The following is a 13911-nucleotide window of genomic DNA, read 5'->3' on the forward strand; positions in this document are numbered from 1 at the left end:
ACGGTCAATACTTCCGTGTTTTCAAGGGCTAGCCCCGATTGGAAGTGACTGTAGAGCGTTGTGCACGCCCGGAAAACCCAAGCTAGACAATTCGCGCCGATTTCAGAACTGGACAGGGCATGCTCGAAAAGAATTCCGAAAGTCAGGTCCACGTCGGAAAGGTCGAGGAGCCGCCGCAGGGGGCCAGTATCGCTTTCGGGCTGGAGCGCATCGGGCTGATCGCGGTCAAGGCGCCGGTCGTCTCGCTGATCGTCCTGGTCGCGCTGATGATCGCGGCAGTGTTCGGCGTCCAGCGAATCAAGATCGACGATTCGCTGTCGCAACTGTTCCGTTCCAACACCAAGGACTACAAGCAATATGAGGAGGTGACGAAGCGCTTCCCGGCGACCGAGTTCGACGTGCTGGTCGTGGTCGAGGGCAAGACGCTGCTGGCGCGCGACAACCTCGAGAAATTGCGCGACATGGTCACCGACCTGCAACTGGTCGACGGGGTGCGCGGCCTGATCTCGCTGTTCTCGGCGCGGCAGGCGCCGGAGCCCGGCAAACTGCCGGCGGCGCTATTCCCCAACGAACTGCCCGAAGGCGCCGCCTACGACAAGTTCGTCGAGACGGTGAAATCCAACGAGATCATTCGCGGCAAGCTGTTGTCGGAGGACGGTACGCTGGCCCTGGTCGTGCTGTCGCTCGATCCCGAAGTGGTCTCGAGCAACAAGCTGAGCACAGCAGTCGGCGAGATCCGCAAGGTGATGGCCGACGATCTCTCCGGCAGCGGCCTCAATGCCCAGCTCTCCGGCGTGCCGGTGATGCAGCTTGAGATCCGCAACGCGGTCGAACGCGACGGATTGACCTACAACGTCCTCGGCATCCTTGCCGGCTGCATCATCGCGATCATCTTCTTCCGCAAGATCTCCTTCATGGTGGTGGCAGCATTCCCGCCGATGATCGCGATCCTGCTCGCGCTCGGCGCCCTCGGCTGGGCCAATTTCAATCTCAACATGTTCCTGAACGTGATGACGCCGCTCATCATGGTGATCAGCTTCTCCGACTCGATGCAGCTCACCTTCGCGGCGCGCGACCGGCTGATCGCAGGGCAGGACAAATTGAGCGCGTTTACCAATGCCGTGCGGGTGGTGGGGCCGGCCTGCGTGCTGACGCACGCGACCGCCGGCATTTCCTTTATCGCGCTGCAGTTCTCCGATTCCGACCTGATCCGCAAATTCGGCGAGGCGGGCTTGGCCGCCACCATCATCGCGCTGCTCGCGGTGTTGTCGCTGGTGCCGGTATTCGGCGTATTGTTCGTGCGCAACGAGCGCATCTTCGCGGTCAAGTTCCAGAGCGCCGATGCCGGCGTGCAGGCGCTGCGCAATTTCTGCTACTGGATCGCGGTCCGCATGGTCAGCCGGCCCGGGCTGTTCAGCCTGGTCGCGCTGATCTTCGTCGGCGGGCTCGGCATCATCTATGCCAATCTCGAGCCGCGCTATCGGCTGGCCGACCAGGTGCCGAACAAGCAGCAGGCGGTCGAGGCCAGCAATCGGCTTGACGCCAAGCTGACCGGCGCCAATCCGATCGACGTCCTGATCGAATTCCCGAAGGGCGCTTCGCTCTACGCGCCCGAGACCTTGAAGGTGATCGCTGAGGTTCACTCCACGGTCGAAGGTGCGGCCGGCGTCGGCAATGTCTGGTCGCTGGAAACGCTGCGCCGCTGGCTCGCCGAGAAGGCGGGCGCGACCGATGTCGCGACGCTGAAGGAGTATGTCAGCGTCATCCCCGAACATCTGGTGCGGCGCTTCATCTCCGCAAATCAGGATGCCGTGGTGGTGTCCGGTCGTGTGCCCGATCTCGATTCAAGCGAGATCCTGCCGGTGGTCGACAAGCTCGATCACGCGCTCGACAAGGTGCGCGCCGAACATCCCGGCTACGAGATCGCCGTCACCGGGCTGTCGGCGATCGCCGCGCGCAACAGCGCCAGCATGATCGAGAAGCTCAACCACGGGCTGACGATCGAGTTCGCCCTGGTCGCGATCTTCATCGGGCTCGCCTTCCGCTCCGTCGTCGTGATGTTCTCCTGCATCCTGCCGGGCATCTTCCCGGTGGTGCTGTCGGGCACGGTGTTGTGGCTGCTCGGCGAAGGCCTGCAGTTTGCGAGCGTGGTGGCGCTGACGGTATCGTTCGGCCTCGGCCTCTCCGCAACCATCCACTTCCTCAACCGCCTGAGGCTCGAGCACAAGCCCGGCATCACCGCAGCGGTCGCCGTCGAGCGCGCAACCGTGCTGGTCGGACCCGCGCTGATCCTGACCACGGTGGTGCTGGCCTGCGGCCTGGTGGTGACCGTGTTCTCCGACCTGCCGTCGCTGCGCCTGTTCGGCTGGCTCTCCGCCTTCTCGATGATCGCAGCCCTCGTCGCCGACCTCTTCATCCTCCGGCCGACCGCAATGTTCCTGATCAACCTGTCGGAGAAATTGCGCGGCACCGCCACGCCACCGCCGCAGGCGAAGGCTGCGGAGTGATGCAGTAACTGTAGCCCGGGTGGAGCGCCAACGTACCCGGGGCCGCGCGGAACGCTGATGCTGATGTCCCGAGTTACGCGTTCGCTTCACCCGGGCTACGAACTGCACCCCGCGAGCGTGGAGGTGAAGGAAAGCAAATCGTCTACCCCAGAGCCCCATTCAGCGCCGCCTTGTCGTGCAGCGAGAACCTCGGCCCGACATACATGAACGAGCATTGGTGGATCACGATCTGTCCACTGCTCACCGTGACATGCGAATAGTCCGGCGCCTCGTGCGAGCCGGGAATGTGGCCCTGGGTATCGAGGTCAAATGCGACCTGGTGCACCAGCGCGCGCTGGATGTGGAAGGGGATGCCGTTCCAGAGTCCTGCGATCGGCCGGTGCAGATGGCCCATGAACAGGTAGTCCGGCCGGCGCGTGCGCGCGATCACCTCCCACTCGGCGTCCGGATTCGCAAGGCGAATGGTGTCCATGTAGCGCAGGCCGGTGTCGAACGGCGGGTGATGCTGGAATAAGAGCAGCGGACGGTCGTTCGGCGCTGAGGTCAGCGCATGCTCGAGGAAGGCGAGGCGGCGCTCGCAGAGCAGGCCCTCATGGTTCGGAGCCGCCTCGTTCAACGTGTCGAGGGCGACGATGGTCGCGGCGTCGAATACCTGCATGGATTGCACAAAGCCGTCGCCGTCTCTGACAACGCCAGGAAAATAGCGGCCGAACGTATCGCGGCGGTCGTGATTGCCCATCATCAGGATGGTCGGCGCGTTCAGAAGCGCCAGCACGTTGGCAAGATGCTCGTAAGCCGCGTCCTCGCCCCAATGGGCGAGGTCGCCGGTGACGATGACGAAGGCAAGGTCGGGATGGTCACGGTTGATGCAGGTGATCGCGGCCGCGAGCCGCTCCGCCGGATCTAGACCGTAGATCCTGCGGCCGCTAGCGACGAAATGGGTATCGGTCAGGACGACAAACTTCATCGCACCATGGTCTCCCGGTTCCAGGTCTGATAGTCGGGCGAACCCTCGATGCGGAGCGGACCATCGTAGCCGAATTCCACCATGTGTACGGTGACGTAATCCTCGCCCAAGAACACAACGCCGTAGGCTTCAGGCAGATCCGACGCGCACAGGACCTCTGTTTCGGCGAACAGCGGATAGCTCGCATGGTTGGTGCCGCGCAGCGAGGAGACGGGAATGCCGGCGACCGATCCCGCGAGCGGCAGGTGGCAATGGCCGAAGAAGATATGCCGGATTTGCTCGCGATGCCGCGCCACCAATCGCCGGAAGGCGGCGTCATCGAGCAGACGGATCTGATCGAGCGGCGCAATATGCGTCGGCATCGGGTTGTGATGCATGAAGAGCAGGAACGGTCCGTCATGCTCAGCAAGCCGCGCCGCGAGCCAGCCGAGCCGTTCGTCGCAATACCGGCCGGCGTGTGTCCCGGGATGCGCGGTGTCGAGGAACAGGCAGCGCGCGGCGGGCAGGTCATGGACGCCCTGTACGAAGCCGCCCTCTCCGGCGAGGTCGGGAAACACGCCGAGGAAGTTGGCGCGGTTGTCGTGGTTGCCGATGCACAGCCGCACCGGGATTGGGAAGGATTCGAGGCGTTGCTTCAGCCATTGATAGTCGTCACGGTCGTCCCAATCCGAAAGGTCGCCGGTGATCACCATCAGTTCGGCATCATGGTGATCCCTGAGGACGTGGGTCAGCGCGCGTTCAAAGTTCTTCCGCGGATCGCGGCCACCGATGGTCGAACCCGGCGCAGTCAGGTGGATATCGCTCATATGGATGAGTTTCATGGGGGCGCTCCGCAATGAGCTGCGGGGCGCATGATACGCCCCGCAGCGGGTTTCGAAAGGTCCTAAAGCGCGATGAGATGAGGATGAATCATCATCGCGCTTTAGGCTATTATTTGAGCATGATCTTTTCGGAAAACCGCTTCACACTTTTCCGGATCATGCTTTAGCGCGCCGCGCCTGATGTCTTCGGCAGCAGCTTCTGCACGTCGGCGGTCATCTCGGAGAGCACGGCATCAGCCTCCTTGGAGCGCGCGCCGCTGATGATCGAGTTCATGTGGTCCTTGATCACGTCGGTGATCTTGAGGCCGTTATCGCCGGGGAAGGCGTACCATTTGGTCAGCAGCGCCATCTGGCTCACCGCGGTGTAGTTGTTCGGGTTCTTCAAGTAGAAGTCTTTCAGGTAGACTTCGTTGGCGACCTTGTTGGCCGGCATGTAGCCGGTGGTCTCGGCCATGATTGCCGCACCCTTCGGACCGGCCCAGAACTTCACGACTTCCCATGCCGCGTCGCGCTTGGCTTTGTCCTTGGACAGGATCATCACGACATTGCCGCCCGCCGGCAGGCGTCCGTTCGGCGATGCGACGTCCGGGAAGGTGTGGGTCTTGAGCTCGAACTTGCCGCCGATCATCTGGGTGACTTTGTTCAGATCGGAGGTCGAGGTGATGTGGAAACCGGTCTTGCCGGCGGCAAAGGCCGCGCGCATCGCGGGCTGGTCGAGGTTCGGCATGCCGCCTTCATTGACGAGGCGGGCGAGCATGCGGATCGCGAACTGCCCTTCGGGACCGTCGAAGGCGACTTTGGTCTCGTCGGTATTCAGCATGGTGCCGCCGCGCGCGAACACCGGAGCCTGCCACAGCCAGTTGCCGGTGATGTCCCAGACATAGGTCACGCCGTTGATGTCAGGGCCGAGCGCCTTGATCTTCTTCGCTTGTGCGATCAGCTCGTCCCAGGTCTTCGGCAGGTTGTTGGGATCGCCGCCGGCCTGCTTCAACAGGTCGAGATTGACATAGACGATCGGCAGCGAGATCGCGAAGGGCAGGGCATAGATCTTCCCGCTGGCGGTGCCGATGTCGAACATCGCCTGGTGGAAACCCTGGCGGTCGAAATTCTTCTCGGCGGCGATGTAGTTGTCGAGCTGGGCCGGGATGTTCTTGTCGACGAGCACGCGGATGCGGTTCAGGCCCTGGAAGGTGACGTCGGGCATCTGGTTCGTGACCGCTTCGCGCAGCACCTTCTGGGTAGCGTCCTCATAGGATTCGTAAGGCGCGCGCAGCGTGATCTTGATGTCGGGCCGCTCCTTGGCGAACTCTTCGGCGATGCGCTTGTGAGTCTCGGCGAACAGTTCCGGATACGGATATTGCAGCACGATCTCGGTCTGCGTTTGTGCCAGCGACGCGCTGGCGGCAAGCGACAGCACGGCTCCGGCGATCCACGATTTCAGCATAGGACAGGCTCCTGTTTGAGATGACGGCGTTACTTGATTCCGGTCAGCGTGATGCCTTCGATGAAGCGACGCTGCGCGAGTAGGAAGGCGATCAGGAGCGGCGCGATGATCACCATCGCCGCCGCCATCAGCGGGCCGTAATTGGTGCCGGCCTCGTTGTTGCGGAAATGCGCCACCGCCAGCGGCGGGGTGCGCAGTTGCTCGCTGTTGAGCACGATCAGCGGCCAGAAATAATCGTTCCAGTGCGCGACCACGGAGAAGATGCCGAAGGCGGTGACCGCGGGGATCGCGGCAGGCAGCATCACACGCCAGACGATGCCGAACTCGGAGATGCCGTCCATGCGCGCCGCGTCCACGAGATCGTCGGGGACCGACTTGAAGAACTGGCGCATCAGGAAGATGCCGAACACAGAAATCGTGAACGGCAGCACGAGCGCCGCATAGCTGTCGAGCAGGCCGAGCTTATGCAGCAGCAGGAACACCGGGATCGCAGTGGCCTGCGGCGGAATCAGGATTCCGAACAGCACCAGCGCGAAAAGCGTGTCGCGGCCGAGGAAACGCAGCTTCGCCAGCGCATAGGCGGCGGGCAGCGCGATCAGCACCTGCAGCACGAAGATCGAGATGGTGACGATCACGCCGTTGAGCAGGAAGCGCCAGAGATTGGCTTTGGCGAAGGCGATTTTCAGATTGTCCCATAGCGCGAAATGATGCGGGATCAGGTGCAGCTCGCTGGAGAAGACTTCCTCCGGCGGCTTCGAGGCCGTGGAAATCATCCAGATGAACGGGGCCAGCAGCACCATGGCGCCCGTAATCAGGAGCAAATGGCGGACGGCGGGCCAGAGCGGAATGGTGCGGATACTGTTCATGCGTATTGCACGCCGCGATCGGCGAGCCTCGCTTTGATCAAGGTGAGCAGGAGGACGAAGACCAGGAACACGACCGTGAGCGCGGCGCCGTAGCCTGAGCGGAAGAACTCGAATCCCTCGGTGTACATGGTGTGGATCAGCACCTCCGTGGATTTCGACGGCCCGCCTTTGGTGAGGATGTGCACGGTGTCGAACACCTGGAACGAGCGGATGCCGCTGATCACGATCACGAAAGTCGTCACCGGGCCAAGCATCGGCCAGGTCACCAGGCGAAACCGCGCCCAGGCGCTGGCGGCGCCATCGATTTCGGCGGCCTCGTAGAGCTGCTTCGGGATCGACACCAGGCCGGCAAGGAACAGCACCATGTTGAAGCCGACCGCCTGCCAGATGCCGATCGCGCAGAGCGCATAGAGCGCGGTGCCGCGGTCCTGCAGCCAGCTAAAGGCCGGCAGCCCGGCGCCGCGCAACAGCCCGTTCACCAGGCCGAACTGCGGATGCAGCATGAACTCCCAGACCACAGCCATCGCGATCAGCGTCGCCATCACCGGCAGGAAATAGATGGTGCGGTAGAGGCTGCGCAGGCTGGTGCCGCTTTCGATCAGAAGCGCGATGCCGAGCCCGAGCGTCACGGCGCCCGGCACCACGATGACGACGTAGGTCAGCGTGTTGCGCAGCGAGACCCAGAATACCCTGTCGGTGAACATGTCCTGGTAGTTGGCAAGGCCGATCCAGGAGAAGGCGGGAGCGCCGAGCTGATAGTCGGTGAAGGAGAGCGCGATCACGCTCGCCAGCGGGCCGAGCAGCATGAGCAGCATCAGCGTGAAAGCCGGCGCGACCAGGCCGTAGGCCGTCGATGCGCGGTGGTTGCGTTTGCGCAGGGCTGCGCTCGCCGCCGGCGCGGCGACGGCGGCAGTGTCGATCGTTGCGGCGTCAGACAATGGCCCGCTCCCGCACGCGCTCGGTGTGCTCGATCTCGACCTCGATCCGTTTGCCCTCGGCGTTGAAGGCGCGCACGGCATCCGTCGCGAAGCCGAATGAGACCGGGGTTGCGATCGGCGGCAGTCGTCTCGGGTCGTCGATACGCGCCACGAGACGCGCGTCGCTGCCATTGATGCCGAGATGCACGAACGCTTCCGAGCCCATGTTCTCGACGTGTACGACGTGGCCGGAGAACGGCCCGCCGCCGAGCTCGATCCGCTCGGGGCGCACGCCGATCCGGCAGGGGCCCGGCGCGGTAGGGCTCGTCAATCGCAATGCGATACCGAGCGCCTCGATGCGGCCGTCGTCGCGGATCCGTCCGGGCAGGATGTTGATCTTCGGGCTGCCGACGAATTCGGCGACGCGGATATCGCGCGGGTTGTCGTAGATGTCGGTGGGCGTGCCGACCTGCACCAGCTCACCGCCGATCATCACGGCGATCCGGCTCGACATCGTCATCGCCTCGGCCTGGTCATGGGTGACGTAGACGAAGGTGGTGTTCAGCCGGCGGTGCAGTTGCGCGAGCTCGGCGCGCATATGGACGCGCAGCTTGGCGTCGAGGTTGGACAGCGGCTCGTCGAACAGGAAGGCCACCGGCTGGCGCACGATGGCGCGTCCGACCGCGATGCGCTGCCGCTGTCCGCCCGACAATTGCGCCGGCTTGCGACCGAGCAAATGCGCGATTTCGAGCTGTTCGGCGACCTTTGCCACATCCTCGCGGATGCCGCGTTCCTTGCGGCGCCGGCTCGGCAGCAGCGCGCCGAGGAGGGGCAGGCGTTCGATCGCCGAGAGGCGCCGCATGCGCAAGGGCACCGCGATGTTGTCGAACGCGCTCAAGTGCGGATAGAGCGCGTAGGACTGGAACACCATCGCGAGGTTGCGCGCGTTCGGCCTGATCCCGTCGGCAGCGACGCCATCGATCCTGACCTCGCCCGCGCTCTGCGGCTCGAGACCTGCGATCACGCGCAGCAGCGTTGATTTGCCGCAGCCAGAGGGACCGACCAGCGAGATGAACTCGCCATCCTCGATCCTGAGGTCGACGCCCTTCAATATCTCCGTGCCATCAAAGGATTTCCTGATGGCTGAAAGTTCAATGCTCGCCATTCGATCTATTCCCCGGAGCCTTTGTCGCGTTGCGTCAGCGTTAAGGAACGCGTCTGACACTTGCGTGACGGGTTGGAATGCTTCCTCGGGCAGGGCACCGGCTTCTTGTGCGGTAAATCGCCGCCGGCACCGAGACATCGAGTTGCGCTTTGCGCGCGGCCGATCGCTCTTCCCTCAGCGTTTCCAAAGCCGCCGTGATGCTAATCTCCGCGCCCTGCGCCGTCTTGATGCGTCCAGTTCGCGCTTCTCCCGGCGCAGCAGCATCGCTTCGAGTTCATGCGGACGTGGCAGGCTGCCGACGTGGGTGGTCAGAATCCGCGAAGCGCTGAGCTGCATATCGTTGTCCTCGGACGATGGTCATCACTGCGTCATCACGGTGAGAGTCTCGCGTGATGAGAAGCTTGGCCACGCGTAGCCAGCCAGATTAACGTCACCGTGACGTCATATTAGCCGTGCTAATGGACGGAGCAGCGCAGGTTGTTGAACTGCGATTGCGAGGTCGGGCCCGATGCGGGCAAATCCGTATCAGATCGGCGCCTTCACCCATTCCGCGCGGGAGGGGAGTTTCACCCGTGCGGCCGAAAAACTCGGCGTCACTCAATCGTCAGTGACCCAGCATGTCGCAAACCTCGAGCGCACGATGGGGATCAAGCTCTTCGTCCGCCGCCGTGACGGATTGGAGCTGACGCGCGCCGGTCGCGAGTTGTTTTCGGTCTCGGACAGGCTGCGGACACTCGAGCAATTGATCGAGGAGAAGGTTGCCAATTACAGCGAGATGTCCGGCGGACATTTGAGCGTGGTCGCCAATGCGCCGCGCCCGGCGATGCCCGTGATCGCCCGCTATACGACGCTCTACCCGCGCGTCCAGATCGAGTTCACGCTGGTGAGTTGGACGCTGGCCATGGAGCGTTTGCATGAACGCGCCGTCGATGTTGCCATCGTGGCCGATCCGGTGATCGATGAGCAGCTCTACAGCCTGCCGCTGACGCGGGCGCGCTACCGGGCCTATATGTGTCGCGGCCATGCATTGGCGCGCCGCAGGAGGCTTTCGCTGCGCGACCTCGTGGACGAGGCGGTGATCGTGCCGGAGGATGGCTCGCTGACGCAGCGCCTGCTGCACCAGAGGTGTCGCGAACTCGGCATCACTCTGACGCGTCTCGTGAAGACCACGACATTTCCCGTCGTGAAAGAGGCTGTGCAACACGGCGTAGGTGTCGGCTTGTGGCCTGAGGACAGCCTGTCGGCATCAAGTGAGCTGGTTGGCATCGAGATCACCGACATGAGCGAGACCTTCACATATTATCTCCTTGCTCCCGTCGACAAGCGCGAACTGCGCTTCGTGCGCAGCTTCATTGACGTTGCCCGCGAGGTGCTGAATATCGATGGCGAGGTCGGCTAGGCTGAATGAAGCTCCCGCCTCACGAAACAGGAAGACATCAAAATGAATGAAGCGCCGCGTCCGCGCCCGAAGATTGCCGACACCGTCATCGAGCCGACGGTCAAGCTGCGCGAGAGCACGATCGGCAAGTGCTGCGAGATCCTCGGCGATACCTCCGTCGAATATTCGGAGCTCGGCGATTTCTCCTATCTCGGCCCCGGCTGCATGGTCGGGGATGCAGAGATCGGCCGGTTCTGCGCCATCGCCGCGCAGGTCCGGATCGGGGCACCGAACCATCCGATCGACCGTCCGTCGCTGCACCGTTTCACCTATTGTCCCGAATATTACTGTGAGACGGCCGAGCGTGATCGCGGCTTCTTCGCCGAGCGGAGGGACGATCGGGTGGTGATCGGCAACGATGTGTGGATCGGCCACGCCGCCATCGTCCTGCCCGGTGTCACGGTAGGGGACGGCGCGGTGCTGGCGGCGGGCGCCGTGGTGACGCGCGATGTGGCGCCTTACACCATCGTCGGCGGCGTGCCGGCCCGGCAGATCCGCGAGCGGTTCAATCGCAAGATCGCGGCGCAGCTCGCGCGGATCGCGTGGTGGGATTGGCCGTTCGAAACCATCATGGCGCGCCTTCCCGAATTCCAGTCGACCGACATCGAGGGCTTCTGCGCGCGTTGGGACGGTGCTGCGACAGTGTCGTAGCCCGGGTTGCGCTGTCGCTTCACCCGGGCCACAGAATTCGCGAGAGTGTCAGCCCTTCGTCAGGGTGATGTTGACGCCGCGGATCTCGCCCTTGGAGTCGATCTGCACGACCTGCCTGTTGCCGTGGGCGCGCAGGTTCAGCGTGGCGGCGAATCCGGACGCCTCGACGAACACCTCGATCTGGCCGCCGCCCGCGGTACCCTGCAGGTTGCCGAAGATGTTGCGGCTCCTCTCGCTCCAGTTGCCGGAGATGCGCTCACCCTGGCTCGTTACGTCGCTGGAGAGGTCGAACTTATAGCTGTCGCTGGCGCAATTCAGGCTCTGCTTCAGGCCAAGCCCGGTGGCGTTGACCTTGTAGCTGGCCTTGCAGCGGATCCGTTCCGTGGTGCCGTTGGAGAGCGCAACGGTGCCCGAACCGCTCCACGATCCGTCAAAGCCAGCGAATGGTCCCGACGATTGGGCGTTGCCCGCGCTGACCGACAACATGACCACCGCGCCAATGCCGGCCGCCGCGATCGCGCGCCCGAACAAGCCCAAACCAAACCGCTTCATTGTGAGTTTTCCCATCAAAAATCGACGACCTTCTTCAAGATACGCCTCGCCGCATCGAACACTTAGTGTTGATCGCGATCCCACAGGTTCAAACGACCCACCCTGCCTGTCATAGCCGGCGGAATCGCGGGAAACAGGCCATTTTTGCTCGACAGAATCAAGCCGCATCTCACGTCATGTCTGTTCATCTGATATCGGCATCTGCGCTGCAACAGTCTGTAGCGAACCGTGATCGAAAGGAATTTCTTGGTTTATCAACTGATTAGATGGCCCTTTACAGCACCGCAAATTTGGCCGCATTTAGCGGCGCTTGTCCTTTCTTCGTCGCTTTGCTACGCGGCGGCGCAAATCCCAATAAATCCGCGCCGGGTCCTGCCGAAACGCAATTTCCGGAACAGGGTTTTTTGCTGTCGAAAATGAAGGAATACGATGCGTAAAGTTCTATTGGCCCTCGCGCTGTTGTCGATCCCGTTTTCATCTGACGCCTTCGCCCAGCAGCAATCGCGCAGCGGCACGCCTGAGGAACAGAAGGCCTGCACCCGCGACGTTCAGAAGCACTGCCGCGCGGTGATCGATCAGGGCGATTTCACCATCCTCGCCTGCCTGAAGGAGAACCGCACCAAGATCAGCGCGGCCTGCGACCAGGTATTGAAGAGCCACGGGCAGTAACGCCGTATTTTGCACGCGAAAAATTGCCGCAAGAGAGCCTATGCCCACTGTGTGATATTGGGCACAGGCGCCGCGCACATTGCCCATACAGCATTGGTTTTGGTCGCGTATTCCCCTATATGGGGCACGCAATCCACCGCATGCGCGCAACTTCTGGCGCATGTGCCTTAGCCAGGGCGAATGTGGCCGGTTCCTGATGACAAGCGCGAGCGAACTGCGATCCGGGAAGACCCACCGCGACGAGAATTTTCCGGTCGCGTCGTGGATCATTCATCCGCGTCACCGCGCCCTGATCCTTTCCTTCTATAATTTCGTCCGCACCGCCGACGACATCGCCGACCACGCAACGTTGCCGGCGGACGAAAAGCTCCATTATCTCGATCTGCTCGAGAAGGAGCTCCTGGGTGAGGGTGATACCCAAAAGGAAGCCGTCAACCTGCGCCGTGCACTCGCCGAGCGAGCGATGCCGCCGCGCCACGCGCTGGACGTGCTGGTCGCGTTCCGCATGGATGTGACAAAGCTGCGCTACGAGAACTGGGACGAGGTGATCCATTACTGCCGCTACTCGGCGATGCCGGTCGGCCGTTTCATGCTCGATGTCCACGGCGAGAGCACGTCCACCTGGGCGGCGTCGGACGCGCTATGCGCGGGCTTGCAGATCAACAACCACCTGCAGGATTGCGCCAAGGACTACAAGAATCTCAACCGTATCTACCTGCCGCGCGATGCGCTGGCCGCATCCGGCGCGACCGTCGAGATGCTCGGGGAGCCGAAGTCTCCACCGTCGCTGCTGCAATGCCTGCAGGCGCTCGCGGTGCGCACCGAGACGCTGCTTGCCGAAAGCAAGTCGCTCGCCGCCGAGGTGAAGGATCTGCGGTTGGGTCTGGAGATATCCGTGATCCAGGCATTTGCCGACAGGATCGTGAACATGCTGAAGGTGCGCGATCCCCTCAGCGAGCGCGTGCATCTCAGTCCGCTCGAAATGCTCGGCAACAGCCTCGGCGGCGTCGCCGGCGAATTGGCCCGTCGCGCCATCGGGCGCCGGCCGGTGTCAAAAACGGCGGCCGGCGCATGAGCGTTGAGACGGCGGCGGCCAACGCAGAAGACTATGGCACCACCGCGTCCGGCAGTTCGTTCTACGCCGCGATGCGGATCCTGCCGCGCGCGCAGCGCGATGCGATGTTCCTGATCTACAGCTTTTGCCGCCAGGTCGACGATATCGCCGATTCCCACGGTCCGCGCGACGAGCGGCTGGCCGCGTTGCAGCAATGGCGTGACGATATCGATGCGCTGTACCAGGGCAATCCGCCGCCGCGGCTCAAGGACTATGTTGCCTCGGTCAAGTCCTTCGGCCTGAAGCGCGAGGACTTTCTTGCTATCGTCGACGGCATGGAGATGGATGTGCCGCAGGACATCCGCGCCCCCGACATGGCGACGCTCGATCTCTATTGCGACCGCGTGGCGAGCGCGGTCGGCCGGCTCTCGGTGCGGGTGTTCGGCCTGCCCGAGGAGGACGGCGTCCTGCTCGCGCATCATCTTGGCCGGGCGCTGCAGCTCACCAACATCCTGCGCGACGTCGACGAGGACGCCGGCCTCGGCCGGCTCTATCTGCCGCGCGAGATGCTGCTCCATGCCGGCATTACGTCTAACGAGCCCCAGCGGGTGATCGCCGAGCGCAACTTGCCGAAAGTGTGCCTGCCGCTTGCCGACCGGGCGAAGAAACATTTCGAGAAGGCGGATGACATCATGAAGCGTAATTCGCGGCGCGCGGTGCGCGCGCCACGGATCATGTCGAAATACTATCGCGCGATCCTCGATCTCCTGATCATCAGGGGTTTTGCAACGCCACGCGAGCCCGTTCGCGTCGGCAAGATGCAAAAGATCGGCATTCTTCTTCGTTACGCGTTCATCTGA

At 63.0% G+C, this 13911-nt stretch carries 14 protein-coding genes; 7 read left to right on the top strand and 7 right to left on the bottom strand.

Features of this window, described 5'->3' with window-relative positions; translation table 11 throughout:
- Positions 1-119 precede the first annotated feature (119 nt).
- Entirely contained in the window at positions 120-2507 is a 2388-nt protein-coding gene (locus AC5ZGW_RS10330) for an efflux RND transporter permease subunit (RefSeq protein WP_130224328.1), read from the top strand.
- 142 nt (positions 2508-2649) lie between these two features.
- Here AC5ZGW_RS10330 and AC5ZGW_RS10335 read toward each other — a convergent pair whose 3' ends face one another.
- The 6 genes from AC5ZGW_RS10335 to AC5ZGW_RS10360 all read right to left on the bottom strand — a co-directional run bounded on the left by AC5ZGW_RS10335 (position 2650) and on the right by AC5ZGW_RS10360 (position 8687).
- Entirely contained in the window at positions 2650-3474 is an 825-nt protein-coding gene (locus tag AC5ZGW_RS10335) for a phosphodiesterase (protein WP_130224326.1), read from the bottom strand.
- Positions 3471-4295 (bottom strand): phosphodiesterase, encoded by an 825-nt coding sequence (locus AC5ZGW_RS10340; protein ID WP_130224324.1) that lies wholly within the window; start codon positions 4293-4295, stop codon positions 3471-3473. The genes AC5ZGW_RS10335 and AC5ZGW_RS10340 overlap by 4 nt, the downstream gene beginning before the upstream one ends.
- A 163-nt stretch (positions 4296-4458) precedes the next feature.
- Positions 4459-5739, bottom strand: a complete 1281-nt coding sequence (locus AC5ZGW_RS10345; RefSeq protein WP_130224322.1) for an ABC transporter substrate-binding protein — start codon at positions 5737-5739, stop codon at positions 4459-4461.
- 29 nt (positions 5740-5768) lie between these two features.
- Entirely contained in the window at positions 5769-6605 is an 837-nt protein-coding gene (locus AC5ZGW_RS10350) for a carbohydrate ABC transporter permease (RefSeq protein ID WP_130224320.1), read from the bottom strand.
- On the bottom strand, positions 6602-7543 hold the full coding sequence (locus AC5ZGW_RS10355; RefSeq protein ID WP_245474576.1) for a carbohydrate ABC transporter permease: 942 nt from the start codon (positions 7541-7543) through the stop codon (positions 6602-6604). Before AC5ZGW_RS10355 ends, AC5ZGW_RS10350 begins: the two co-directional genes overlap by 4 nt.
- Complete coding sequence (locus AC5ZGW_RS10360; protein WP_130224316.1) at positions 7536-8687, bottom strand: ABC transporter ATP-binding protein; 1152 nt, start codon at positions 8685-8687, stop codon at positions 7536-7538. The genes AC5ZGW_RS10355 and AC5ZGW_RS10360 overlap by 8 nt, the downstream gene beginning before the upstream one ends.
- 508 nt (positions 8688-9195) lie before the next feature.
- On the opposite strand from AC5ZGW_RS10360, the gene AC5ZGW_RS10365 reads away from it, so the two are divergent.
- Together AC5ZGW_RS10365 and AC5ZGW_RS10370 are read left to right on the top strand one after the other, a co-directional pair.
- Complete coding sequence (locus AC5ZGW_RS10365) at positions 9196-10086, top strand: LysR family transcriptional regulator (RefSeq protein ID WP_130224314.1); 891 nt, start codon at positions 9196-9198, stop codon at positions 10084-10086.
- A 42-nt stretch (positions 10087-10128) separates the two neighbouring features.
- Positions 10129-10776, top strand: a complete 648-nt coding sequence (locus AC5ZGW_RS10370; RefSeq protein ID WP_130224312.1) for a DapH/DapD/GlmU-related protein — start codon at positions 10129-10131, stop codon at positions 10774-10776.
- A 48-nt stretch (positions 10777-10824) separates the two neighbouring features.
- On the opposite strand, the gene AC5ZGW_RS10375 is transcribed toward AC5ZGW_RS10370, so the two are convergent.
- The gene (locus AC5ZGW_RS10375; RefSeq protein ID WP_130224311.1) at positions 10825-11328 is read right to left on the bottom strand and encodes a hypothetical protein; all 504 of its coding nucleotides are present in this window, start codon (positions 11326-11328) and stop codon (positions 10825-10827) included.
- Positions 11329-11594: 266 nt separating this feature from the next.
- On the opposite strand from AC5ZGW_RS10375, the gene AC5ZGW_RS10380 reads away from it, so the two are divergent.
- The 4 genes from AC5ZGW_RS10380 to hpnD all read left to right on the top strand — a co-directional run bounded on the left by AC5ZGW_RS10380 (position 11595) and on the right by hpnD (position 13911).
- Positions 11595-11765, top strand: a complete 171-nt coding sequence (locus AC5ZGW_RS10380; RefSeq protein ID WP_155255431.1) for a hypothetical protein — start codon at positions 11595-11597, stop codon at positions 11763-11765.
- Entirely contained in the window at positions 11758-11997 is a 240-nt protein-coding gene (locus tag AC5ZGW_RS10385; RefSeq protein ID WP_028167176.1) for a cysteine rich repeat-containing protein, read from the top strand. The genes AC5ZGW_RS10380 and AC5ZGW_RS10385 overlap by 8 nt, the downstream gene beginning before the upstream one ends.
- A 196-nt stretch (positions 11998-12193) precedes the next feature.
- Positions 12194-13072 (top strand): squalene synthase HpnC, encoded by an 879-nt coding sequence (hpnC, locus tag AC5ZGW_RS10390; protein ID WP_028167175.1) that lies wholly within the window; start codon positions 12194-12196, stop codon positions 13070-13072.
- Positions 13069-13911 (top strand): presqualene diphosphate synthase HpnD, encoded by an 843-nt coding sequence (hpnD, locus tag AC5ZGW_RS10395; RefSeq protein ID WP_130224310.1) that lies wholly within the window; start codon positions 13069-13071, stop codon positions 13909-13911. The genes hpnC and hpnD overlap by 4 nt, the downstream gene beginning before the upstream one ends.

It is taken from the genome of Bradyrhizobium sp. Crot121, assembly GCF_059512385.1.